16 protein-coding genes are annotated in these 23,970 nt (G+C 57.6%); 14 read left to right on the top strand and 2 right to left on the bottom strand.

The window, feature by feature from the left end; all coding sequences use genetic code 11:
• Window positions 1–141 precede the first annotated feature (141 nt).
• A complete protein-coding gene (locus ACR0BF_RS02765) occupies window positions 142–1,251 on the top strand; it encodes a sugar-transfer associated ATP-grasp domain-containing protein (RefSeq protein ID WP_480624211.1) in 1,110 nt (369 codons plus the stop codon).
• 278 nt (window positions 1,252–1,529) lie between these two features.
• Here ACR0BF_RS02765 and ACR0BF_RS02760 read toward each other — a convergent pair whose 3' ends face one another.
• Entirely contained in the window at window positions 1,530–2,741 is a 1,212-nt protein-coding gene (locus tag ACR0BF_RS02760) for a peptidoglycan-binding domain-containing protein (RefSeq protein WP_480474070.1), read from the bottom strand.
• A gap of 446 nt (window positions 2,742–3,187) precedes the next feature.
• Here ACR0BF_RS02760 and rplK point away from each other — a divergent pair, with 446 nt between their 5' ends.
• Window positions 3,188–3,637 carry a 50S ribosomal protein L11 gene (gene rplK / locus ACR0BF_RS02755; protein ID WP_480474069.1) on the top strand — a complete coding sequence of 150 codons (450 nt, stop codon included), beginning with the start codon at window positions 3,188–3,190 and terminating at the stop codon, window positions 3,635–3,637.
• Window position 3,638: 1 nt separating this feature from the next.
• Window positions 3,639–4,337, top strand: a complete 699-nt coding sequence (gene rplA, locus ACR0BF_RS02750) for a 50S ribosomal protein L1 (protein ID WP_480474068.1) — start codon at window positions 3,639–3,641, stop codon at window positions 4,335–4,337.
• Window positions 4,338–4,394: 57 nt separating this feature from the next.
• Here the strand turns inward: rplA and ACR0BF_RS02745 are convergent, their stop codons facing one another.
• The gene (locus tag ACR0BF_RS02745; RefSeq protein WP_480520914.1) at window positions 4,395–5,165 is read right to left on the bottom strand and encodes a class II glutamine amidotransferase; all 771 of its coding nucleotides are present in this window, start codon (window positions 5,163–5,165) and stop codon (window positions 4,395–4,397) included.
• A gap of 447 nt (window positions 5,166–5,612) precedes the next feature.
• On the opposite strand from ACR0BF_RS02745, the gene rplJ reads away from it, so the two are divergent.
• From rplJ to ACR0BF_RS02690, 11 genes are all read left to right on the top strand, one after another.
• Window positions 5,613–6,131, top strand: a complete 519-nt coding sequence (rplJ, locus tag ACR0BF_RS02740) for a 50S ribosomal protein L10 (protein WP_209507785.1) — start codon at window positions 5,613–5,615, stop codon at window positions 6,129–6,131.
• Window positions 6,132–6,210: 79 nt separating this feature from the next.
• Window positions 6,211–6,588, top strand: a complete 378-nt coding sequence (gene rplL / locus ACR0BF_RS02735; RefSeq protein WP_209507787.1) for a 50S ribosomal protein L7/L12 — start codon at window positions 6,211–6,213, stop codon at window positions 6,586–6,588.
• 250 nt (window positions 6,589–6,838) lie between these two features.
• The gene (gene rpoB, locus ACR0BF_RS02730; protein WP_480520912.1) at window positions 6,839–10,975 is read left to right on the top strand and encodes a DNA-directed RNA polymerase subunit beta; all 4,137 of its coding nucleotides are present in this window, start codon (window positions 6,839–6,841) and stop codon (window positions 10,973–10,975) included.
• A gap of 52 nt (window positions 10,976–11,027) precedes the next feature.
• Entirely contained in the window at window positions 11,028–15,269 is a 4,242-nt protein-coding gene (gene rpoC / locus ACR0BF_RS02725) for a DNA-directed RNA polymerase subunit beta' (protein ID WP_480488900.1), read from the top strand.
• Window positions 15,270–15,480: 211 nt separating this feature from the next.
• Window positions 15,481–16,260 (top strand): SdiA-regulated/phytase-like domain-containing protein, encoded by a 780-nt coding sequence (locus tag ACR0BF_RS02720; RefSeq protein WP_480624210.1) that lies wholly within the window; start codon window positions 15,481–15,483, stop codon window positions 16,258–16,260.
• Between the two features lie 138 nt (window positions 16,261–16,398).
• The gene (locus ACR0BF_RS02715; RefSeq protein WP_480624209.1) at window positions 16,399–17,268 is read left to right on the top strand and encodes a DMT family transporter; all 870 of its coding nucleotides are present in this window, start codon (window positions 16,399–16,401) and stop codon (window positions 17,266–17,268) included.
• A gap of 434 nt (window positions 17,269–17,702) precedes the next feature.
• Window positions 17,703–18,074 (top strand): 30S ribosomal protein S12, encoded by a 372-nt coding sequence (gene rpsL / locus ACR0BF_RS02710; RefSeq protein WP_005621086.1) that lies wholly within the window; start codon window positions 17,703–17,705, stop codon window positions 18,072–18,074.
• A 15-nt stretch (window positions 18,075–18,089) separates the two neighbouring features.
• Complete coding sequence (gene rpsG, locus ACR0BF_RS02705; RefSeq protein WP_093964348.1) at window positions 18,090–18,560, top strand: 30S ribosomal protein S7; 471 nt, start codon at window positions 18,090–18,092, stop codon at window positions 18,558–18,560.
• Between the two features lie 18 nt (window positions 18,561–18,578).
• On the top strand, window positions 18,579–20,696 hold the full coding sequence (gene fusA / locus ACR0BF_RS02700) for an elongation factor G (protein ID WP_480474062.1): 2,118 nt from the start codon (window positions 18,579–18,581) through the stop codon (window positions 20,694–20,696).
• 60 nt (window positions 20,697–20,756) lie between these two features.
• The gene (gene tuf / locus ACR0BF_RS02695) at window positions 20,757–21,932 is read left to right on the top strand and encodes an elongation factor Tu (RefSeq protein ID WP_480474060.1); all 1,176 of its coding nucleotides are present in this window, start codon (window positions 20,757–20,759) and stop codon (window positions 21,930–21,932) included.
• 240 nt (window positions 21,933–22,172) lie between these two features.
• Window positions 22,173–23,900, top strand: coding sequence for an amidohydrolase (locus tag ACR0BF_RS02690; protein ID WP_480484782.1), 1,728 nt, complete (start codon window positions 22,173–22,175; stop codon window positions 23,898–23,900).
• Window positions 23,901–23,970: the final 70 nt, after the last annotated feature.

Raw genomic sequence — 23,970 nt, 5'->3', positions numbered from 1 at the left:
AAATTCGAAACGCCGCGATGTCAAAGCATCGCGGCGTTTTCGCATCTGTGCCGCGGAAAGCACAACGATTTACCTGCGCCAAAGTATCGACACAATTTGTTGATTATTTCCAGATCGGCGACAATTGAGGGATTACTAAAAATGACAGCTTTTGCGCAAGATGTGTTGGCCGTCAAAAGCAAAGAAACATCCAATGTTTCTAGTCTTCTAGTCGAAGTTGCTCGACGGACCGGGAGAAGTCCATTTTCGCTGGCCTTTGATTTTTTCAAGCTTCGCAAGAAACGCGGAAAGCTGAGGTTTTACGAGTACTTTCTTTACGAGCTTTATGATCGGGAGCGTTGGTCAGATATTGAGCGTGAGGAGTTCGTTTCATCTCATATCCACTGGCCGCTTGTAAATGCTTGCAACAACAGTCAATGGCAGGCCCTCACCGAAGATAAATGGTTGTCTGCGTGTTTCCTCGAACACAACAGGCTGCCCGTTCCGAAAACACTGGCTGTCTTTGATCGCAGCGCTCGCCAGTTCGGGGGAACGCCAAAACTGACAAACGCCGAAGACTTGAAGTCTTTCTTTTCGACCCACGGGTCATATTCAGTTTTCGCGAAACCTATCGTCGGGATGTGGAGCGCAGGTGCCATGCGCATTTCAGCGCATACTGATACGCATGTCATTCTGGACGGGCTGGAACCTCAATCCTACGAGGACTTCGCCAATTCGACACTTGGTGAAATACCCTACATCTTTCAGGACTGTCTGAAAACACATGGTTTTTTTGACGGTATTACCGACGCTATCGCGACCGTGCGCAGTTTGAATGTTATCGACGACAATCAGCTTTCCGTTCCGTTTACAATGCTAAAGCTACCCCTTGCGGGGAATGTTGCGGACAACTTCTGGCGTCCCGGCAATCTTCTTTGCAACCTGAACCCGGAAACCGGCGAGGTTAAGAGCATAGCCTCAGTTGAAGACGGTCGCCGAGTTGAACTTAGTTCTCTGCCGGAATGCGACCGCACTCTTATTGGTGAAAAACTGCCATTCTGGGCTGAACTGAAAAAGCTGAACGAAGAAATCGCTTTGCTGCATGCAGAAAATCACTTTGGATCAACGGATATTGCTCTTACGGCGGATGGTCCGGTTGTGGTTGAAGTGAACAATGGCTGCGCTTTTGAGCTTATGCAAATTGCGACGGGTAAAGGATTTCTCGACAAAAAAATGAAAGAGTTCTTTAGAAAGCACAATGTGAAACTCTAGAACTTGGGCGAATGCGTCCTTCAGCGTATTCGGACTAGTTCTACTCGCACGTGATTAAGGGCTTGTATTCTTGTGTCAAATCACCGTGACGAGCCAAGAGGGGCGTACAGTCAGTAATTGTTTGTCCCTAAGACCGCCCAGCAAGTTTTTGACTACCTGAACGCCGTGCTAACTGCCAGCCGGATTTTTTCGATCATGGAAGCGTAACGCCGCGATGCATTCAGCACCGCGGCGTTTTGGTTTAAGATACAGGGTTTGTCGCCGTTTCGCGTTTAGGCTTACTGCGACTGAACCATGGCTGCGCGCAAAAGCTGCGGGCGGTCGGTCTGGGATGGCAGGAAAACCGCCTGCGACCCGGAATCCAGCGCCGAAAGGCTTGCATCATACCACTGCATCGCAAGGTCGCGGCGCGCCTGAACACCAAAGCCTTCGCGCAAGTGGTGACCGACCAGTTCTCCGTATGCGGGTTCACCCATGGCAACCAGCATCAGCGCGGAACCAACCGCGGTATCCATGTTGTCCTGACGATATCCCATCGCAAGGCAGACCTTGCTGGTCGCGGCAAGATCAGCAGGGCTTAGACCCGAATCCAAGGCAAGCTTGCGCACCTGGGTTTCAGCCTCTGATTTCGAGTTGATAGACAGCGCGTCAACTTGCGGTGCCAGCATGTCGCCATAAGCGGCGCACTGGGCTGCGACCTGATCGGGTGTAAGGCCCTGAATGTCCTGCATCAGTTCTTCACCCTGTGCCATCGCATAGCTGCGGGCAAGGCAGAATTGCTCGCTGAGCGCAAAGTCAGGATCGGACATGTTGGACAGGGTCGTATAGCCGCCATTGGTCGACGTTTGCAGCATGACCCCGCTGCACCGATTGGCTAACGATGGGCCTCCGGTACCGCCGGAAAACAGGCTCGGCAGGCTGGCTGTCGTAGCTTCAGCGGCGCTTGTTGCGGGTTCGGCCTGTTGAGGCGTGATAACCGGGATGGCCGGGGCCTGGGTCTGAGGCGCCGCCGCCAACGCAGAGCCGGTTTGCACCTGTTGCCGATAGGCCATCAAAAGCGGTTGACCCGAAAGCTGGGTTGCCGCCTGCCCACCGCTTGTCGCCCAGTAATAGGCCTGCATCAGAAAGTCATACTGATAGGGCTGGAAATCATAGCCATTCACAGGATAGCCCATAGACACCTGATAGCGTTCGATCGCCGACCGGGTCCCATGCCCGACCTGCCCATCGACACGCCCGGCATTATAGCCGAAATAGTTGAGCGCGGTCTGTGTCTGCGCCCCTTGCGAGGTGGACGGAATGCCTGACCGGTAGGTCTGGCTTGAAGACCGGGACTTTTTCTTTTGCTGGTCCTTGCCGATCGCGTATCCGACGACCCCGCCAACGACAGCGCCGCCGATGAAGTCGCCCGCATCGGCCCGTGCGGTCTGGGGAACGGACGCCGCAAAAGACAGTGCGGCGACAAGCATAGTTAATAAACGAATAATCATGACGAACCTCCGAACAAATTTGTTTTCCCCGATTATAGCACAGCCACAGCATGGCGCGGTTATTTATGCGGCGCAAGGAACGAAGCCACAGCAGTCTGTCGGTCGGGCGCCGGGTTCGCTCCGGTTTTTTCAAGCAAAATAAACCCTTAATATAGCGCGAAACCTCGTTTTACAGGCCACCTGGGATTTCCTGGGTTTGACCGGAATGACCAGCAATTTCCCGCCATGGCGCGTCGACGCCGGTGTTTATCGATTTGAAACTCGATTCGGTGATCCCGAATTGAATGGCGGGCCACTTGCCAACCCCCATGATCCCCTGTAAACGCCGCCCCATCGTCTTCGGGCGAGATTCTCTCGTGGGAGGTTACCGGGATCGCGATCCCGGGCCGGACCACGCAACATAATCTGGGTGAGACGCGTTTCACCTTAGTTGAAAGGAAAACCAAATGGCCAAGAAGCTTGCTGGTACAATGAAACTGCAGGTTCCTGCAGGTCAGGCGAACCCGTCGCCGCCGGTTGGTCCGGCGCTGGGTCAGCGCGGCATCAACATCATGGAATTCTGCAAGGCGTTCAACGCCAAGACCGCAGATATGGAGCCCGGCGCGCCGTGCCCGACCGTGATCACCTACTATCAGGACAAGTCCTTCACCATGGACATCAAGACGCCGCCGGCGTCTTATTACCTGAAAAAAGCAGCTGGTCTGAAGCCGGTTGGCAAGCGGAACCGCCCTCGTGGAGCGGAGAATCCCGGTCGTGAAACGATCGCAACCGTGACCTCGAAGCAGGTTCGTGAAATCGCCGAAGCCAAAATGAAAGATCTGAACGCCAACGACATCGAAGGCGCAATGCAGATCATCCTGGGCTCGGCCCGCTCCATGGGCATCGAGGTGAAGTAAGATGGCAAAACTCGGTAAACGTACCCGCGCTGCGCGCGAAGCCGTCGCTGGCAAGGAAAACCTGTCGGTGGACGAAGCTGTTGCTCTGGTCAAAGCCAATGCAACTTCGAAATTCGACGAGACCATCGAAATCGCAATGAACCTGGGCGTTGACACCCGTCACGCAGACCAGATGGTGCGCGGCGTTGTCGGCCTGCCGAACGGCACAGGCAAAGACATGCGCGTTGCTGTGTTCGCACGTGGCGCGAAGGCTGACGAAGCGAAAGAAGCAGGCGCGGATATCGTTGGCGCAGAAGACCTGATGGAAACCATTCAGGGCGGCACCATCGAATTCGATCGTTGCATTGCAACCCCGGACATGATGCCGATCGTCGGTCGTCTGGGTAAGGTTCTGGGCCCCCGTAACCTGATGCCGAACCCCAAGGTTGGCACCGTGACCATGGATGTGAAAGCAGCCGTGGAAGCAGCCAAAGGCGGTGAAGTTCAGTTCAAGGCGGAAAAAGGCGGCGTTGTGCACGCAGGCGTTGGCAAAGCATCGTTCGATGACGCCAAGCTGGCCGAAAACATTCGCGCCTTCGTCTCGGCTGTTGCCCGGGCCAAGCCGTCGGGCGCCAAAGGCACCTACATGAAGAAAATCGCGCTGAGCTCGACCATGGGCCCCGGTGTGACCGTTGATGTGGCAGAAGCTTCGGGCGAATAAGCCTGATCCACGCCAAAGCAATGTTGCGGGCGGTCCAATCGGACCGCCCGTTTTCGATTAGCTGAACGGCAACGCGGTATGGCTGGCTGTTTCGCCGGTCAGGGTAAAGAAACTCCGGTCTTCAATGGGCGTCCATTTTCCTGTGCCCTTGTCCAGAGGTTCGGATGCAATGACCTTGCCGCCGTGGTCCAGCCCTTCCCCGAAATACAGGGACGGGCTGCGCTGGTCGCTGGAATATCGAAACGCATACAGGCTCTGTCCATCCGAAAAGGCGACGGCCATGCGATCCGGTTGCGTCCGATGACTGTCAAGCGCATCGATCTGACGCAGAGTTGCGACAACAGCGTCCTGCGGCGCATCATCCAGCCCGTTGGCCAGTAGCAGCAGAAACAGAAGCTCTGAATCCGTCGACCCGCGCCGCGCCGCATAAAGCTCGTCCGGCAGTGAGGATTCTAGCCGTCTGCGCAAACGCCCGAACTCTCCGATCTGACCATTGTGCATGAAGGACCATTTGCCAAATGTAAAAGGGTGGCAGTTTGCGCGCGACACTTCGCCGAATGTCGACGCGCGGACATGGGCTAGAAACAGCGAGGATTTTATCATCCTGCAAAGATCGACCAGGTTACCATCCGACCACGCGGGCAGGACATCCCTGTACAGGCCGGGACGATCCTGATCCGCGTACCAGGCCATACCGAAGCCATCGCCATTGACGGCAAGCTTTGCCTCGGCCGCATGCTGGCTTTGCTCCAGCAATGAATGCTGGGGCCGGATGACGATGTTTTCAAGCGGAATACTTGGTCCGCAATAGGCGGCAATTCTACACATTTTTTCTGCTTCGTCTTGTTTCTGAGAAAAATTGTCGGGTTATAGTCTTGAAGTTGGAACAATGTCACGAACTATTTTGCGCTCAACCCTGTAATTCGACCTAATCAATTGCTCGTCAGCGCAATGGATCTTGTTGTTTTGGTCATCCCTTGTTGCGTTTGATTTATCACAATTTACCTCTTGGAAACCCCGGCCATCTGTCCTAAGTAGACCTGCGGAATAAAGCGTGCGATTCGTCGTGCGCTTTATTTTGTTTCGTCCAAGACGGTGGGTGGTGCCATATGGCCCCTTAATTCCCTGCCTGAGACGGGTAAGACCAAAGAATTCTGAGGGTCCCACCCTCGGGCGAATTTTGGCCAATCCCGTAACAACGGACCTGAACGCCGGGGCGCAAGCCGCGGCAAATATGAGCCGGGGTGAGATCTCACCCCTAACTTGGAGAGAACTGTGGATAGAGCCCAGAAAGAGAAAGTGGTCGAGGAACTCGGCCAAATCTTCGAAAGCTCTGGCGTCGTAGTGGTTGCTCACTACGCCGGTCTGACAGTTGCCGAGATGCAGGACCTTCGCGCACGTGCCCGTGACGCGGGTGGCTCCGTGCGTGTTGCCAAGAACAGGCTCGCCAAAATCGCCCTCGAGGGTAAGCCGTGTGCAAGCATGGCCGACCTGCTGACAGGGATGACCGTTCTGACCTATTCCGAGGACCCCGTGGCAGCAGCCAAGGTGGCCGAGGACTTCGCCAAGGATAACAAGAAATTTGAAATCCTCGGCGGTGCTATGGGCGAGAACGCTCTGGACCGCAAAGGCGTTGAAGCCGTTTCGAAAATGCCGTCTCGCGAGGAGCTTATTGCTTCGATCGTGGGCTGCATTGGCGCACCTGCTTCGAACATCGCCGGCGCGATTGGCGCACCTGCAAGCAATATCGCAAGCATCCTTTCCACCATCGAAGAGAAGGCGGAAGCTGCGTAAGCGGTTGGCACTGAATGATCTGCGTAGGGTACCTACCCTGACGTTGGAACACACATTGTAAACGGAAAGAGCTGATAAAATGGCTGATCTGAAAGCACTCGCAGAAAGCATCGTGGGTCTGACCCTGCTGGAAGCACAAGAACTGAAAACCATCCTCAAAGACGAATACGGCATCGAGCCCGCAGCTGGCGGCGCCGTAATGGTCGCAGCAGCTGGTGGCGACGCCGGTGGCGCAGCTGAGGAAGAAAAAACCGAATTCGACGTCGTTCTGAAGAACGCCGGCGCTTCGAAAATCAACGTGATCAAAGAAGTTCGCGGCATCACCGGTCTGGGCCTGAAAGAAGCCAAGGAACTGGTCGAAGCCGGCGGCAAGATCAAAGAAGGCGTGTCGAAAGACGAAGCCGAAGACGTCAAAGCCAAGCTGGAAGCAGCTGGCGCCGAAGTCGAGCTGGCCTAAGCCTGGTCTCAGGTGCATCGCTGATGCGCCGAAAATTCTGGCTGGATCCGGAGAAATCCGGGTCCAGCCGAACCTGTCTTAGAAAGGGCCTCACAGAATGGGGCGTTTTCTAAGACACGGTTTTCGGATCGGGAGGCCGCCTTCGGGACGGTGGCCACGAATTGATCCGGACGTGTTGTCTCGATTGTGCAAGATGCCGGGGCCCGACGGTGTCTTTGCCCGCTGAGAACATCGAAAGGTGACATCTGACATGGCTCAAACGTTCCTTGGCCAGAAACGTCTTCGTAAATATTACGGTAAAATCCGCGAAGTGCTGGAGATGCCGAACCTCATTGAGGTACAGAAATCTTCTTATGATCTTTTCCTGCGCTCCGGCGATGCAGAACAGCCCACAGACGGCGAAGGCATCAAAGGCGTGTTCCAGTCGGTTTTCCCGATCAAGGATTTCAACGAAACCTCCGTTCTGGAGTTCGTGAAATACGATCTGGAAAAACCCAAATACGATGTCGAAGAGTGCATGCAGCGCGACATGACCTACAGCGCACCGCTGAAGGTTACCCTGCGTCTGATCGTGTTCGATGTCGATGAGGACACCGGCGCGAAATCGGTAAAAGACATCAAGGAACAGGATGTCTTCATGGGCGACATGCCCCTGATGACCCCGAACGGCACCTTTGTCGTCAACGGCACCGAGCGTGTGATCGTCTCCCAGATGCACCGCTCGCCCGGCGTGTTCTTTGACCACGACAAGGGTAAAACCCATTCCTCGGGCAAGCTGCTGTTTGCCTGCCGCATCATCCCGTATCGCGGCAGCTGGCTGGACTTCGAGTTCGACGCCAAGGATATCGTGTTCGCCCGTATCGACCGCCGTCGCAAACTGCCTGTAACAACCCTGCTTTATGCGCTGGGTATGGATCAGGAAGCGATCATGGACGCGTATTACAACACCGTTTCCTACAAGCTGGAAAAGAAGAAGGGCTGGGTCACGCCGTTCTTCCCCGAGCGTGTTCGCGGCACCCGTCCGACCTATGACCTGATCGACGCAAAATCAGGTGAGGTGATTGCCGAGGCAGGCAAGAAAGTCACCCCGCGCGCGGTCAAAAAGCTGATCGACGAGGGCACCGTCACCGAACTGCTGGTTCCGTTCGATCACATCGTTGGCAAGTTTGTCGCCAAAGACATCATCAACGAAGAAAACGGCGCGATCTATGTCGAAGCCGGTGACGAACTGACGCTGGAATATGACAAGGATGGCGACCTGATCGGCGGTACCGCGAAGGAACTGATCGACGCTGGCATCACCGATATCCCGGTTCTCGACATCGACAACGTCAATGTCGGTCCCTACATGCGCAACACCATGGCCGCAGATAAGAATATGGGCCGTGAAACCGCGCTCATGGATATCTACCGCGTCATGCGTCCAGGTGAGCCGCCCACCGTCGAAGCGGCGTCGGCCCTGTTCGACACCCTGTTCTTCGACAGCGAGCGGTATGACCTGTCCGCTGTTGGCCGCGTGAAGATGAACATGCGCCTGGCACTGGACGCACCGGATACCCTGCGCACCCTGCGCCGCGAAGACATCGTGGCCTGTGTCAAGGCTCTGGTCGAGCTGCGCGATGGCAAAGGCGACGTGGACGATATCGACCACCTCGGCAACCGTCGTGTGCGTTCGGTCGGCGAACTGATGGAAAACCAGTACCGCGTCGGTCTGCTGCGCATGGAGCGCGCGATCAAAGAGCGTATGTCGTCGGTCGAGATCGACACCGTCATGCCGCAGGACCTGATCAACGCGAAACCGGCTGCTGCTGCTGTGCGCGAATTCTTCGGCTCGTCGCAGCTGTCGCAGTTCATGGACCAGACCAACCCGCTGTCGGAAGTCACCCACAAACGCCGTCTCTCGGCGCTTGGCCCCGGTGGTCTGACGCGTGAACGTGCGGGCTTTGAGGTACGCGACGTGCACCCGACCCACTATGGACGGATGTGCCCGATTGAAACGCCGGAAGGCCCGAATATTGGTCTGATCAACTCGCTGGCCACCTTTGCCCGCGTGAACAAGTATGGCTTCATCGAAACACCTTACCGCGTTGTCAAGAACGCCGAGGTGACTGATGAGGTTCACTACATGTCCGCGACCGAGGAAATGCGTCATACCGTGGCGCAGGCGAACGCGACACTGGACAAGAACGGCAAGTTCATCAACGATCTGGTTTCGACCCGTCAGGCAGGCGACTACACCCTTGCTCCGCGCGAGAATGTGGACCTGATCGACGTGTCGCCGAAGCAGCTGGTCTCGGTTGCTGCATCGCTGATCCCGTTCCTTGAAAATGACGACGCCAACCGCGCTCTGATGGGCTCGAACATGCAACGTCAGGCGGTTCCGCTGCTGCGGGCCGAGGCACCGCTGGTCGGGACGGGCATCGAGGAAAAGGTTGCGATCGACTCGGGCGCTGCGATCCAGGCGAAACGCGCCGGTATCATCGACCAGGTCGATGCCCAGCGTATCGTTATCCGCGCCACCGAGGATCTGGAACTGGGCGACGCTGGCGTTGACATCTATCGTCTGCGCAAATTCCAGCGCTCGAACCAGAACACCTGCATCAACCAGCGTCCGCTGATAAAGGTGGGTGACACCGTCCAAAAGGGCGAGGTCATTGCCGACGGTCCGTCGACCGATATGGGTGAACTGGCCCTTGGCAAGAACGTGGTCGTCGCGTTCATGCCGTGGAACGGCTACAACTACGAAGACTCGATCCTGATCTCAGAACGTATCGCGCGTGATGACGTCTTTACCTCGGTCCATATCGAGGAATTCGAAGTCGCCGCCCGTGACACCAAGCTGGGCCCGGAAGAGATCACCCGCGACATTCCGAACGTCGGTGAAGAAGCGCTGCGCAACCTCGACGAGGCGGGCATCGTTTACATCGGTGCGGATGTCGAGCCGGGCGATATTCTGGTCGGCAAGATCACTCCGAAGGGCGAAAGCCCGATGACCCCGGAAGAAAAGCTGCTGCGCGCCATCTTTGGCGAAAAAGCATCTGACGTGCGCGACACCTCGCTGCGCGTGAAGCCGGGCGATTACGGTACGGTCGTCGAGGTGCGCGTCTTCAACCGTCACGGCGTCGAGAAAGACGAGCGTGCGCTGCAGATCGAGCGTGAGGAAGTCGAACGTCTGGCCCGTGACCGGGACGACGAGCTGGCGATCCTTGACCGCAACATCTATGCGCGTCTGCAAGGTCTGATCCTGGGTAAAACTGCGGTCAAAGGCCCGAAAGGTGTCAAGGCAGGGTCGGTGATCACCGAGGAGCTGCTGGACACCCTGACCCGTGGTCAATGGTGGCAGCTGGCTCTGGAAGACGAGCAGGACGCACAGATCGTCGAGGCCCTGAACGAGCAGTACGAAGTGCAAAAGCGCGCTCTGGACGCCCGTTTCGAGGATAAGGTCGAGAAGGTCCGCCGTGGCGACGACCTGCCGCCGGGTGTGATGAAGATGGTCAAAGTCTTCATTGCCGTAAAGCGCAAGTTGCAGCCGGGCGACAAGATGGCCGGTCGTCACGGGAACAAGGGTGTGATTTCCAAGGTTGTTCCGATGGAAGACATGCCGTTCCTGGCCGATGGTACGCCGGTCGACTTCTGTCTGAACCCGCTGGGTGTGCCTTCGCGTATGAACGTTGGTCAGATCCTTGAAACCCACATGGGGTGGGCCGCGCGCGGTCTGGGTCTGAACATCGATGAGGCTCTGGGTGAGTACCGCCGGTCCGGCGACCTGACCCCGGTGCGCGAGGCGATGAAGCTGGCCTATGGCGAAGATGTCTACGAAGAAGGCATTACCGGCATGGACGAGGAGACGCTGGTCGAAGCAGCGGGCAACGTGACCCGCGGTGTTCCGATCGCAACCCCCGTCTTTGACGGTGCCAAAGAGGCTGACGTCAACGACGCGCTGGTGCGTGCGGGCTTCTCGCAAAGCGGTCAGTCGATCCTGTTCGACGGTCGTACGGGTGAGCAATTTGCGCGTCCGGTCACCGTGGGCATCAAGTACCTGCTCAAACTGCACCACCTTGTGGACGACAAGATCCACGCGCGTTCGACCGGGCCCTATAGCCTGGTGACCCAGCAGCCGCTGGGTGGTAAGGCGCAGTTCGGTGGCCAGCGCTTTGGTGAGATGGAAGTCTGGGCGCTGGAAGCTTACGGCGCCGCCTACACCCTACAAGAGATGCTGACGGTGAAATCGGATGACGTCGCCGGTCGGACCAAGGTCTATGAGTCGATCGTCAAGGGCGAGGATAACTTTGAAGCGGGCGTACCGGAATCGTTCAACGTTCTGGTGAAAGAAGTCCGCGGCCTCGGCCTGAATATGGAACTCCTGGATGCGGAGGTTGAGGAGTAAGGGCCTCAGCCCTTCCTCCCGTCCCCCCTTCCGCAAAATTTGAGGTATCAAAATGAACCAGGAAATCACCAACAACCCGTTCAACCCGCTGACGCCCCCGAAGGTCTTTGACGAAATCAAAGTCTCGCTGGCGTCGCCCGAACGGATCCTGTCTTGGTCCTATGGTGAGATCAAGAAACCCGAAACCATCAACTACCGGACGTTCAAGCCTGAACGTGACGGTCTGTTCTGTGCACGTATCTTTGGCCCGATCAAAGATTACGAATGTCTGTGCGGCAAATATAAACGGATGAAGTATCGCGGCGTTGTCTGCGAAAAATGCGGCGTGGAAGTCACCCTGCAAAAAGTCCGCCGCGAGCGTATGGGCCACATCGAACTGGCCGCGCCCGTTGCACACATCTGGTTCCTGAAATCGCTGCCGTCCCGCATCGGTCTGATGCTGGACATGACGCTGCGCGATCTGGAACGCGTTCTGTACTTTGAAAACTACGTCGTTATCGAGCCCGGTCTGACCGACCTGACCTACGGCCAGATGCTGACCGAAGAAGAGTACATGGACGCGCAGGATGCCTTTGGCATGGACGCGTTCACCGCCAATATCGGTGCCGAAGCCATCCGTGAGATGCTGGCCCAGATCGATCTGGAAGCCGAAGCCGAGCAGCTGCGCGCTGATCTGGCCGAAGCCACAGGCGAACTGAAGCCCAAGAAGATCATCAAGCGTCTGAAGGTTGTTGAATCCTTCCTCGAGTCGGGCAACCGACCTGAATGGATGGTCATGACCGTGATCCCGGTCATCCCGCCGGAACTGCGCCCACTGGTTCCGCTGGATGGTGGCCGCTTTGCGACCTCGGATCTGAACGATCTGTATCGTCGCGTGATCAACCGGAACAACCGCCTCAAGCGTCTGATCGAACTGCGTGCGCCTGACATCATCGTCCGCAACGAAAAGCGGATGTTGCAGGAATCCGTGGACGCTCTGTTTGACAACGGCCGTCGTGGCCGCGTGATCACCGGCGCCAACAAGCGCCCGCTGAAATCGCTGTCGGACATGCTGAAAGGCAAGCAGGGCCGCTTCCGTCAGAACCTTCTGGGGAAACGCGTCGACTTCTCGGGCCGTTCGGTCATCGTGACTGGTCCGGAGCTTAAGCTGCACCAGTGTGGCCTGCCCAAGAAGATGGCGCTGGAACTGTTCAAGCCGTTCATCTACTCGCGCCTTGAAGCCAAGGGTCTGTCTTCGACCGTGAAACAGGCGAAGAAGCTGGTCGAGAAAGAGCGTCCCGAAGTGTGGGATATCCTCGACGAGGTGATCCGCGAACACCCTGTCATGCTGAACCGTGCGCCGACGCTGCACCGTCTTGGCATTCAGGCGTTCGAACCGGTTCTGATCGAAGGCAAAGCCATTCAGCTGCACCCGCTGGTCTGTTCGGCCTTCAACGCCGACTTCGACGGCGACCAGATGGCCGTTCACGTCCCGCTGAGCCTTGAGGCACAGCTGGAAGCCCGCGTACTGATGATGTCGACGAACAACGTTCTGTCGCCTGCAAACGGCGCGCCGATTATCGTTCCGTCGCAGGACATGATCCTGGGTCTGTACTATGTGTCGCTGGAACGTGCGGGCATGCCGGGCGAAGGTAAGGTCTTTGGTTCGATCGACGAAGTTCAGCACGCGCTGGACGCGGGTGAGGTGCATCTGCACACCAAAATCACCGCGCGGATCACGCAGATCGACGAAGAAGGCAACGAAGTTCAGAAGCGCTATGAAACCACTCCGGGCCGTCTGCGTCTGGGGGCCCTGCTGCCGATGAACAACAAGGCGCCGTTCGATCTGGTCAACCGCCTGCTGCGGAAGAAAGAAGTGCAGCAGGTGATCGACACCGTCTACCGCTACTGCGGTCAGAAAGAGTCGGTTATCTTCTGTGACCAGATCATGTCGATGGGCTTCAAAGAAGCGTTCAGGGCGGGCATCTCGTTCGGCAAGGACGACATGGTCATTCCTGATGACAAGTGGGGCATCGTTGATGACACCCGCGATCAGGTGAAAGATTTCGAACAGCAGTACATGGACGGCCTGATCACTCAGGGCGAAAAGTACAACAAGGTTGTCGATGCCTGGTCGAAGTGTAACGACCGCGTGACCGAGGCGATGATGAGCACCATCTCGAACGTCGCCAAGGCCGAAGACGGGTCGGACATGGAGCCGAACTCGGTTTACATGATGGCTCACTCCGGTGCGCGGGGCTCGGTCACTCAGATGAAACAGCTGGGCGGTATGCGGGGCCTGATGGCCAAGCCGAACGGTGACATCATCGAGACGCCGATCATCTCGAACTTCAAGGAAGGTCTGACCGTTCTTGAATACTTCAACTCGACCCACGGTGCCCGTAAAGGTCTGTCGGATACCGCTCTGAAAACTGCGAACTCGGGTTACCTGACCCGTCGTCTGGTGGACGTGGCACAGGACTGCATCGTTCGCGAGATCGACTGCGGCACTGAACGCGCGATCACGGCCGAAGCTGCGGTCAACGACGGTGAAGTTGTCGCCTCGCTGGCCGAGCGTATTCTGGGCCGCGTGGCTGCCGATGACATCCTGCGTCCGGGTACGGATGAGGTGCTTGTTGCGGCTGGTCAGCTGATCGACGAACGTATGGCAGACACCATCGACGAAGCGGGCGTTCAGTCGACCCGCATCCGCTCACCTCTGACCTGCGAGTCTGAGGAAGGCGTCTGTGCCACCTGCTACGGTCGTGACCTTGCTCGCGGTACCATGGTGAACACGGGTGAGGCTGTCGGCATCATCGCCGCCCAGTCCATCGGTGAACCCGGTACACAGCTGACGATGCGGACCTTCCACATCGGTGGTGTTGCGCAAGGTGGTCAGCAGTCGTTCCAGGAAGCCAGCCAGGCTGGCGTCGTATCCTTCGAGAACCCGCAGATCCTGGTCAATGCCGCAGGCGAAAGCCTTGTCATGGGCCGCAACATGAAGCTGGTGATCAAGGACGATCACGGCGAAGAGCGCGCCAGCCACAAGCTGGGCTACGGCTCCAAGCTGTTCGTCAAGGAAGGCACCAAGGTGGCCCGCGGCGACAAGCTGTTCGAATGGGATCCCTACACCCTGCCGATCATCGCCGAGAAAGCCGGTACCACCAAATACGTCGATCTGGTTTCGGGCCTTGCCGTCCGTGACGAGACCGACGAAGCAACCGGCATGACCCAGAAGATCGTGATCGACTGGCGCGCCGCCCCCCGTGGCAGCGACCTCAAGCCCGAGATCATTCTGGTCGGTGACGATGGCGAACCGGTCCGCAACGATGCGGGCAACCCGGTTCACTATCCGATGTCGGTGGATGCGATCCTGTCGGTCGAAGATGGCCAGAAGATCGAAGCCGGTGACGTTGTTGCGCGTATTCCGCGTGAAGGTGCCAAGACCAAAGACATCACTGGTGGTCTGCCGCGTGTGGCCGAACTGTTCGAAGCCCGCCGTCCGAAAGATCACGCGATCATCGCAGAAGCCGATGGTTACGTGCGCTTTGGCCGCGACTACAAGAACAAGCGCCGCATCAGCATCGAACCGGCTGACGAGTCACTGGAACCCATCGAGTACATGGTACCCAAGGGCAAGCACATCCCTGTTGTCGAAGGCGACTTCGTACAGAAGGGCGACTACATCATGGACGGTAACCCGGCCCCGCATGACATCCTGTCCATCATGGGTGTCGAGGCGCTGGCGAACTACATGATCGACGAAGTGCAGGATGTGTATCGTCTGCAAGGCGTGAAGATCAACGACAAGCACATCGAAGTCATCGTGCGCCAGATGCTGCAGAAGTGGGAGATCCTGGATTCAGGCGACACCACCCTGCTGAAAGGCGAACATGTCGACAAGCAGGAGTTCGACGCAGCCAACGAAAAGACCATCGCCCGCGGTGGTCGTCCGGCACAGGGCGAGCCGATCCTTCTGGGGATCACCAAGGCCTCGTTGCAGACGCGTTCGTTCATCTCGGCGGCGTCGTTCCAGGAAACCACCCGCGTACTGACCGAAGCGTCCGTGCAGGGCAAAAAGGACAAGCTGGTCGGCCTGAAAGAGAACGTCATCGTTGGTCGCCTGATCCCCGCCGGTACCGGTGGGGCCACGCAGGCCGTCCGCCACATCGCGCAGTCGCGCGACAATGTGGTGATCGAAGCCCGCCGGGAAGAGGCCGAAGCGGCCGCTGCCCTGGCTGCGCCGATCATGGATGATGATCTGGTCGGGGATGAGCTGGACGTTCTGGTGGAAACACCCGAAAGCCGCGAGTAATCGCCCGATTGACAAGTTTAGGAAGGCCCCGCGATTTCGCGGGGCCTTTCGTTTTTGCAGGGCTGAAACGCGCACCACGCTTAAGGCGGTTCCAGACCACTGGAATATCGCGCTCGCCGTATGAGACCTGCAATAACAGTAGGGTTTTTCTGGTTTAGCCTAAACTGTGCTACCATCCGCCATGAGTTCACACAGGTGACGGGGGTGGATGATGAGAGCTGTCACAAAGTTGTCGCGCGTATTTTCGGTTTTCGGTCTGGGCCTGATGGCCGCCTGCACGGACTATGCCTATGTGGGGATGCCACCGGGCCAGCCATCGCGTGAGATCGTGATCCCGAACGGCACGACGCGCCTGATCCCGATATCCGGCTCGATCGTCGGGCTGGCTTATGATGAGCCGCGACGGCGGATCTTCCTGCGTAATCTTCCCGGCACCCAACTACAGGAGTTGGACCGAAATGGCCGTGTCCTGCGTACCTTTGCGGCACAGCGGGTTCCGGCCGGATGCGGTGGCATCACACCTGACGAGTTTCCCATACAGGAGTGCGGGCTGGCCATTCGGGGCAGCGACGGGCATCTGTTCCTCGACCATCCGAACGGGGTGATGATCGCGGAACTGACCCGCGACGGGCAATTCGTGCGCAACATAACCCTTAGCCAGCCACAGGGGCCGATTGGCGGGCTGGCCTTTGACGAAACGACCGGCACGCTTTATGTGCTGTTCATCCGAAATCGCCTGATCGCCGAGGTGGATTTGAACGGCACGGTGCTTAGGACAATCCGGGCGACCAATCCATCGGTCGGCGCAGCGGTGCAGATCGAACGCTTTGGCCTTGGCATCAATTCCAAACGCCGCGAGCTTTATGTTGCGCTTCAGAACGGCAACCAGCTTGGCGTTCTGGACATGTCCGGCGGGTTGATCGCAACGCACATGCTCAGCGCCGGGGTGGCTGTGGAAGGGATCGGAGGTGGTCGGGTCTCTGGTCTCTGATAGGGGCTCAGAAGGCGTTTTCGACCCGCTCCCAACGCGTCGGAGCGTAATTCTTGCGCTGATCTGATTTGATGCGTTGACAGGCGGCTGTCCGATTGGGCCAATGGCCCGATCACTCTGCGCAGGGCCAAATCTGACATGAACCCAAACACCAAAGGTGCCTTGCTGATGATGGGCAGCATGGCGGCCTTCACCCTGAACGACACTTTGGTCAAGGTCGCGCTTCGGGAACTGCCATTGTTCCAACTCGTGGCCATGCGGGGCGTTCTGGCCGTTTTCCTTGTCTATGGTCTTGCCCGCTATCTGGGGGCGCTGCACCTCAATTTCTCAAACCACGACCGGTGGCTGGTTGCGCTGCGCAGTCTGGCCGAACTGTCGGCTACCTTCTTTTTCCTGACAGCGCTCAAGAACATGCCGCTTGCCAATGTGACGGCCATTCTGCAGGCGCTGCCTCTGACCGTGACGCTGGGCGCGGCGCTGGTCTTTTCCGAACAGGTCGGCTGGCGGCGCATATTGGCGATTGCCATTGGTTTTGGCGGCATGGTTCTGATCGTCAGGCCCGGACCTGACGGCTTCAGCCTGTATTCCATCTACGCGCTGATCGCAGTGGCTTCGATCACGGTTCGCGATCTGGTGACGCGACGCATGTCGCCCCAGGTTCCGTCAATGGTGGTGACACTGGCGACGTCTCTTTCCATCACGGTGGCCGCCGCGATTGCTTCGGTGTTCGAAGGATGGGTTCCGGTTTCCGGCGCTGCGGGTTCTTTGGTTGCAGCGGCGGCCGTGTTCGTCCTGATGGGCTATCTGTTCAGCGTCATGGTCATGCGTCAGGGCGATGTCGGGTTCATCGCGCCGTTTCGCTATTCCAGCCTGATCTGGGCCCTGGGGTTGGGCTGGGCCGTATTCGATGAATGGCCCGACGGCCTGACCATGCTGGGTGCGACACTGATCGTGGCCGCCGGACTGTTTACGCTGTTCCGGGAACGCGCGCGTCGGGAAGCGGCGTGAACCTGCGTGACAAAGCTCTGAACACTGGTTATCCGAAGGCGAAACCCGGCCTCCGGTTGCGGGTTCAGCTCAACATTGGCGCTTCTGGTGCAAGGCGGTTTTATGAACCCGGTTGAGCCTGCGCACCCATATCGGCACGGCCCGGATCAGCCAATTGCCGGGCAACCGGTATCGTGCTGTTGACACTCGGGCCGACTCCCCCTATTACGCGCGTCATCTCGGTGCCGGGGGCCGCCCCATAGCCGATTCCAGTAATGAGCTGGTCAAGGCCCGGACAATTTTGCAGTTCGCGCCCTCTGAGAAACAACCGCGACGTTCACCTCGGAATGGGAACGCTCGTGGGTTTTGCGCTTGTGGACGCATCAGCGCAGCGAAGTTAGCCGCACGCCAGTTGCGTGCATGTCATGTGTGTTGCAAACGGGGAAGAAACCGGAATGCCAACTATTCAACAGCTGATCCGCAAACCGCGGCAGCCCAAAGTAAAACGCTCGAAGTCCATGCACCTGGAGCAGTGCCCGCAGAAACGCGGCGTCTGCACACGTGTTTACACCACCACACCGAAGAAACCGAACTCGGCTATGCGTAAGGTTGCCAAAGTGCGCCTGACCAACGGGTTCGAGGTCATCTCGTACATCCCCGGTGAAAGCCACAACCTTCAGGAACACTCGGTTGTTCTGATCCGTGGCGGCCGTGTGAAAGACCTTCCCGGTGTGCGTTACCACATCCTGCGCGGTGTTCTGGATACTCAGGGCGTCAAAGACCGTAAGCAACGCCGTTCGAAATACGGCGCGAAGCGTCCCAAGTAAGAAGGAGAGGCTGATATGTCACGTCGTCACGCCGCCGAAAAACGCGAAGTCCTGCCTGACGCCAAGTTTGGCGATAAGGTTCTGACCAAATTCATGAACAACCTGATGATCGACGGCAAGAAGTCGGTCGCCGAGCGCATCGTCTACAACGCCTTTGACCGCGTCGAAAGCAAGATCAAGCGCGCGCCCGTCGAAGTGTTCCACGAAGCACTCGACAACATCAAACCGTCGGTCGAGGTTCGCTCGCGCCGGGTTGGTGGTGCAACCTATCAGGTTCCGGTCGAAGTCCGCCCCGAGCGCCGCGAAGCACTGGCCATCCGCTGGCTGATCACCGCTGCGCGCGGCCGCAATGAAAACACCATGGAAGAACGCCTCGCCGGTGAGCTGCTGGACGCTGTACAGTCCCGCGGTACCGCCGTGAAGAAGCGCGAAGACACCCACAAGATGGCCGAGGCGAACAAAGCCTTCAGCCATTACCGTTGGTAATCCCAGAGGCTTATCCAAATGGCACGCGAATATCCGCTCGAACTATACCGTAACTTCGGTATCATGGCGCACATCGACGCAGGTAAGACCACCTGCTCGGAGCGTATCCTGTATTACACTGGTAAATCCCACAACATCGGTGAGGTGCACGATGGTGCAGCCACCATGGACTGGATGGAGCAGGAGCAGGAACGCGGCATCACCATCACTTCGGCTGCAACTACCACCTTCTGGGAACGCACCGAAGACGGTCAGAATGCTGACACGCCTAAGCACCGCCTGAACATCATCGACACCCCCGGCCACGTTGACTTCACCATCGAAGTTGAACGCTCGCTGGCGGTTCTCGACGGTGCCGTCTGCGTTCTGGACGCAAACGCCGGTGTTGAACCCCAGACCGAAACCGTGTGGCGTCAGGCTGACCGCTACAAGGTTCCGCGTATGGTTTTCGTCAACAAGATGGACAAGATCGGCGCAGACTTCTTCAACTGCGTTCGCATGATCGAAGACCGCACCGGCGCACGTGCTGTTCCGGTTGGTATTCCGATCGGTGCCGAAACCGAGCTGGAAGGCCTGGTTGACCTCGTCACCATGGAAGAGTGGCTGTGGCAGGGCGAAGACCTTGGTGCAAGCTGGGTCAAAGCTCCGATCCGTGACAGCCTGAAAGACATGGCTGACGAATGGCGCGGCAAGATGATCGAAGCGGCCGTCGAAGAAGACGACGACGCGATGATGGCCTATCTGGAAGGCGAAGAGCCCGACGTTCCGACCCTGCGCAAACTGCTGCGCAAAGGTACGCTGGCGCTGCATTTCGTTCCGGTTCTGGGTGGCTCGGCGTTCAAGAACAAAGGCGTTCAGCCGCTGCTCAACGCTGTGATCGACTACCTGCCCAGCCCGCTGGACGTTGTTGATTACATGGGCTTCAAACCCGGCGACGAGGAAGAAGTTCGTAACATCGCACGTCGTGCCGATGACGACATGGCCTTCTCGGGTCTGGCGTTCAAAATCATGAACGACCCCTTCGTCGGTTCGCTGACCTTCACCCGCGTTTATTCGGGCACCATGCAGAAGGGCGACTCGATCCTGAACTCGACCAAAGGCAAGAAAGAGCGCATCGGTCGTATGATGATGATGCACTCCAACAACCGGGAAGAGATCGAAGAAGCGTTTGCAGGCGACATCATCGCGCTGGCGGGTCTGAAAGACACCACCACCGGTGACACCCTCTGCGATCCGAAGGATCCGGTGGTTCTGGAAACCATGACCTTCCCCGATCCGGTGATCGAGATCGCGGTCGAGCCCAAAACCAAGGGCGACCAGGAAAAGATGTCTCAGGGTCTGGCCCGTCTGGCCGCCGAAGACCCGTCCTTCCGCGTGGAAACCGACCTGGAATCGGGTCAGACCATCATGAAGGGCATGGGCGAACTTCACCTGGACATCCTGGTGGACCGTCTCAAGCGCGAGTTCAAGGTCGAAGCCAACATCGGTGCGCCTCAGGTGGCTTATCGTGAAACCATCTCGATGCCGGTCGAACACACCTACACCCACAAGAAACAGTCGGGTGGTTCGGGTCAGTTCGCTGAAGTCAAGCTGGAGATCCAGCCCACCGAGGCAGGCGAAGGTTACTCGTTCGAAAGCCGCATCGTGGGTGGTGCCGTTCCTAAGGAATACATCCCCGGTGTTGAAAAAGGCATCAACTCGGTCATGGACAGCGGCCCTCTGGCTGGCTTCCCGGTAATCGACTTCAAGGTTGCCCTGCTGGACGGTAAGTTCCACGACGTAGACTCGAGCGTTCTGGCGTTCGAAATCGCGGCCCGTATGTGTATGCGTGAAGGCATGCGCAAAGCTGGCGCGAAGCTGCTGGAACCGATCATGAAGGTCGAAGTGATCACCCCGGAAGAATACACCGGCGGTATCATCGGTGACCTGACTTCGCGTCGGGGCCAGGTGTCGGGTCAGGAATCCCGCGGCAACGCAATCGCGATCGACGCGTTTGTTCCGCTGGCGAACATGTTCGGCTACATCAACACCCTGCGTTCGATGTCGTCGGGCCGTGCCCAGTTCACCATGCAGTTCGACCACTACGATCCGGTTCCGCAAAACATCTCGGACGAGATCCAGGCGAAATACGCATAAGCGACGATTTGAGGGAGCGCCGTTCCGGGGCTCCCTTCATTACAGAAAAAGGAGGCCATCATGGCAAAGGAAAAGTTTGAGCGTACAAAACCGCACGTCAACATCGGCACGATTGGGCATGTTGACCATGGTAAGACGACGCTGACCGCAGCGATCACCAAGTATTTTGGTGACTTCAAGGCGTATGACCAGATTGACGGCGCGCCGGAAGAGAAAGCCCGCGGCATCACCATCTCGACCGCGCATGTGGAATACGAGACCGACGCGCGCCACTATGCGCATGTCGACTGCCCCGGCCACGCCGATTACGTCAAGAACATGATCACCGGTGCTGCTCAGATGGACGGCGCGATCCTGGTTGTGAACGCCGCGGACGGCCCGATGCCGCAGACCCGCGAGCACATCCTGCTGGGCCGCCAGGTTGGCATCCCGAAGATGGTCGTGTTCATGAACAAGGTTGACCAGGTTGACGACGAAGAGCTGCTGGAACTGGTGGAAATGGAAATCCGCGAGCTGCTGTCTTCGTATGAATACCCCGGCGACGATATTCCGATCATCGCAGGTTCGGCTCTGGCCGCGATGGAAGGCCGTGACCCTGAAATCGGCGAGAACAAGATCCGCGAGCTGATGGCGGCTGTTGACGAATATATCGACACGCCCGAGCGTGCTGTTGACCAGCCGTTCCTGATGCCGATCGAAGACGTGTTCTCGATCTCGGGCCGTGGTACCGTTGTGACCGGCCGTATCGAGCGTGGCGTGATCAACGTTGGCGACGAGATTGAAATCGTCGGCATCCGCGACACCAGCAAAACCACCTGCACCGGCGTTGAAATGTTCCGCAAGCTGCTGGACCGCGGTGAAGCGGGCGACAACATCGGCGCCCTGCTGCGTGGTGTGGATCGTGACGGCGTTGAGCGTGGCCAGGTTCTGTGTAAGCCGGGTTCGGTGACACCGCACACCAAGTTCGAAGCCGAAGCCTATATCCTGACCAAGGAAGAAGGCGGCCGTCACACCCCGTTCTTCGCGAACTACCGTCCGCAGTTCTACTTCCGTACGACTGACGTGACCGGCACCGTGACCCTGGCGGAAGGCACCGAGATGGTCATGCCCGGCGACAACGTGTCGTTCGGCGTTGAACTGATCGCACCGATCGCGATGGAGCAGGGCCTGCGCTTCGCCATCCGCGAAGGCGGCCGCACCGTCGGCGCCGGCGTCGTGTCGAAGATTACTGAATAATTCGCACAAGCGAATGAACCAACGAAAAGGGCTTCCCTCGGGACGCCCTTTTTTCGTTTTTGCCTAAGCTGATTGTAATGCTACTTCTCTCATATTGAGGCATCACAATTAGAAAGAGGTCACAGCATGCACTTATTGGCGCGTTCAGTTGGTCTAGTTGCTGCACTTGTTTATTTATCCACATCAGCGTCCGCACAGCAGATCGCGGACAGGATTTATCTCGGAGGGCCTGTGTTAACGATGAACGATAAGGCTCCGTCCGCTGAAGCGGTCGCAGTCAAAGACGGACGCGTTCTTGCTGTGGGGTCGTTGTCTGATTTGTCGATGCATCGCGGTGAAGAAACCGAAACGTTTGACCTGGAAGGCCGCGCGATGCTTCCGGGTTTTGTAGATAGCCACGGTCATGTGGTCATGGGGGGGTTGCAGGCATTGTCCGCCAACCTTCTTGCGCCGCCTGATGGGAAAGTCGTTGATATCGCCAGTCTGCAAGCCACGTTGACTGACTGGGCCGACGAAAATGCGCAAGCCGTTGAACAGGTCAAAATGATCATCGGCTTTGGTTACGACAATGCTCAATTAAAGGAACTGCGCCACCCTACGCGGCAAGAACTGGACATTGTGTCTGAGGACTTGCCGGTCGTTATCGTTCATCAGTCCGGGCATTTGGGAGTAGCAAACTCGAAAGCTCTAGAGTTGGCAGGCATCACAGCCGCTTCAAAAGCCCCTCCGGGCGGAGTGATTCAACGCGATGACGCCGGTGAGCCAAACGGTGTTCTGGAAGAGTATGCGTTCTTTTCGGTCCTTGTGCCCATGTTGGGAAATCTGGGTGAAGAAGGCCTGGCGGCATTTGCCAAAGCTGGAACCGAACTTTGGGCACAGTTTGGATACACGACCGGACAAGAAGGCCGAACCTCAGGAGAAATTGTTGACGTTCTCAAGAAAGTTGCCGCCGAAGATGGGCTCCCAATTGACGTGGTAGCCTTCCCGGATGTTCTTGAGGCTAGGGAATATATAGGTGCAAACACCTCCAAGAACTACGACGACCGGGTTCGGGTCGGGGGCTGCAAGCTAACGATTGACGGCTCGCCTCAGGGTTTCACGGCTTTGAGGGATCGGCCCTATTATGATCCAGTCGGAAGCTACTCCGCCGGTTATTCAGGGTATGCTGCTATTACGATGGAGCAGCTACAGGACGCCGTTAATTGGTGTTACGAAAATGGGTTCCAAATCCTTGTGCACTCTAACGGGGAAGGGGCTTCTGACATGCTGATAGCAGCTCTCGAAGAGGCACAGATGAAGTATGGCGACCCGGGGAATCGTCCGGTTCTGATCCACGGTCAGTTTCTAAGAGAGGATCAGGTTGCGAGTTTTAAACGCCTCGGCGTATTCCCATCGCTTTTCCCGATGCACACGTTTTACTGGGGGGATTGGCATCGTGATCACACCGTTGGGCCGGTCAATGCAGACAATATCTCACCCACAGGATGGCTGCTCGAGCGGGACATGATGTTTGGCACACACCACGATGCCCCGGTGGCCTTTCCAGATAGCATGCGTGTTCTTGCTGCGACGGTTACTCGACGCACACGCTCTGGAGATATTTTGGGGCCGCATCAAAGGGTCGATGTTATGACTGCCTTGAAAGCCATGACAATCTGGCCCGCTTGGCAGCATTTCGAGGAAGATGAAAAGGGGTCCATTGAGGTTGGCAAAGTTGCGGATTTCGTGATCCTGTCAGACGACCCCACATCCGTTGACCCAGAAACACTGGCGGAACTAGAAGTGCTTGTAACCGTGAAGGGCGACGAGATTGTTTATGAAGCCGAAGTGGGTGTCCGAGAGGGCAAATTGGATTACTCGCCGTTCTCAAATGATCCTGTGATTGCCCATCTGTATCTGCATGCGGTTTACCAAGGGATGAAGGTAGAAGACGCATGGCTAACCAATGGCGTGTCTGGCGGCGAATAAAACGGTGTTCTTTGTGACGTTTGCCCCTTGTCAAACCCCGCCAACCCCACTAATACGCGCAGGTTCTCAA

Source organism: Ruegeria sp. AG7 (genome assembly GCF_056541545.1).
The sequence above is the reverse complement of the archived record's forward strand: the minus strand, read 5'-3'. Positions and strand labels throughout refer to the sequence as shown.

Bases quoted from the DNA above. Each gene is read 5' to 3' on its own strand.
- ACR0BF_RS02765 (WP_480624211.1), top strand. From the start codon at position 142: ATGACAGCTTTTGCGCAAGATGTGTTGGCCGTCAAAAGCAAAGAAACA.
- ACR0BF_RS02760 (WP_480474070.1), bottom strand. From the start codon at position 2,741: ATGATTATTCGTTTATTAACTATGCTTGTCGCCGCACTGTCTTTTGCG.
- rplK (WP_480474069.1), top strand. From the start codon at position 3,188: ATGGCCAAGAAGCTTGCTGGTACAATGAAACTGCAGGTTCCTGCAGGT.
- rplA (WP_480474068.1), top strand. From the start codon at position 3,639: ATGGCAAAACTCGGTAAACGTACCCGCGCTGCGCGCGAAGCCGTCGCT.
- ACR0BF_RS02745 (WP_480520914.1), bottom strand. From the start codon at position 5,165: ATGTGTAGAATTGCCGCCTATTGCGGACCAAGTATTCCGCTTGAAAAC.
- rplL (WP_209507787.1), top strand. From the start codon at position 6,211: ATGGCTGATCTGAAAGCACTCGCAGAAAGCATCGTGGGTCTGACCCTG.
- rpoB (WP_480520912.1), top strand. From the start codon at position 6,839: ATGGCTCAAACGTTCCTTGGCCAGAAACGTCTTCGTAAATATTACGGT.
- rpoC (WP_480488900.1), top strand. From the start codon at position 11,028: ATGAACCAGGAAATCACCAACAACCCGTTCAACCCGCTGACGCCCCCG.
- ACR0BF_RS02720 (WP_480624210.1), top strand. From the start codon at position 15,481: ATGAGAGCTGTCACAAAGTTGTCGCGCGTATTTTCGGTTTTCGGTCTG.
- ACR0BF_RS02715 (WP_480624209.1), top strand. From the start codon at position 16,399: ATGAACCCAAACACCAAAGGTGCCTTGCTGATGATGGGCAGCATGGCG.
- rpsL (WP_005621086.1), top strand. From the start codon at position 17,703: ATGCCAACTATTCAACAGCTGATCCGCAAACCGCGGCAGCCCAAAGTA.
- rpsG (WP_093964348.1), top strand. From the start codon at position 18,090: ATGTCACGTCGTCACGCCGCCGAAAAACGCGAAGTCCTGCCTGACGCC.
- fusA (WP_480474062.1), top strand. From the start codon at position 18,579: ATGGCACGCGAATATCCGCTCGAACTATACCGTAACTTCGGTATCATG.
- tuf (WP_480474060.1), top strand. From the start codon at position 20,757: ATGGCAAAGGAAAAGTTTGAGCGTACAAAACCGCACGTCAACATCGGC.
- ACR0BF_RS02690 (WP_480484782.1), top strand. From the start codon at position 22,173: ATGAACGATAAGGCTCCGTCCGCTGAAGCGGTCGCAGTCAAAGACGGA.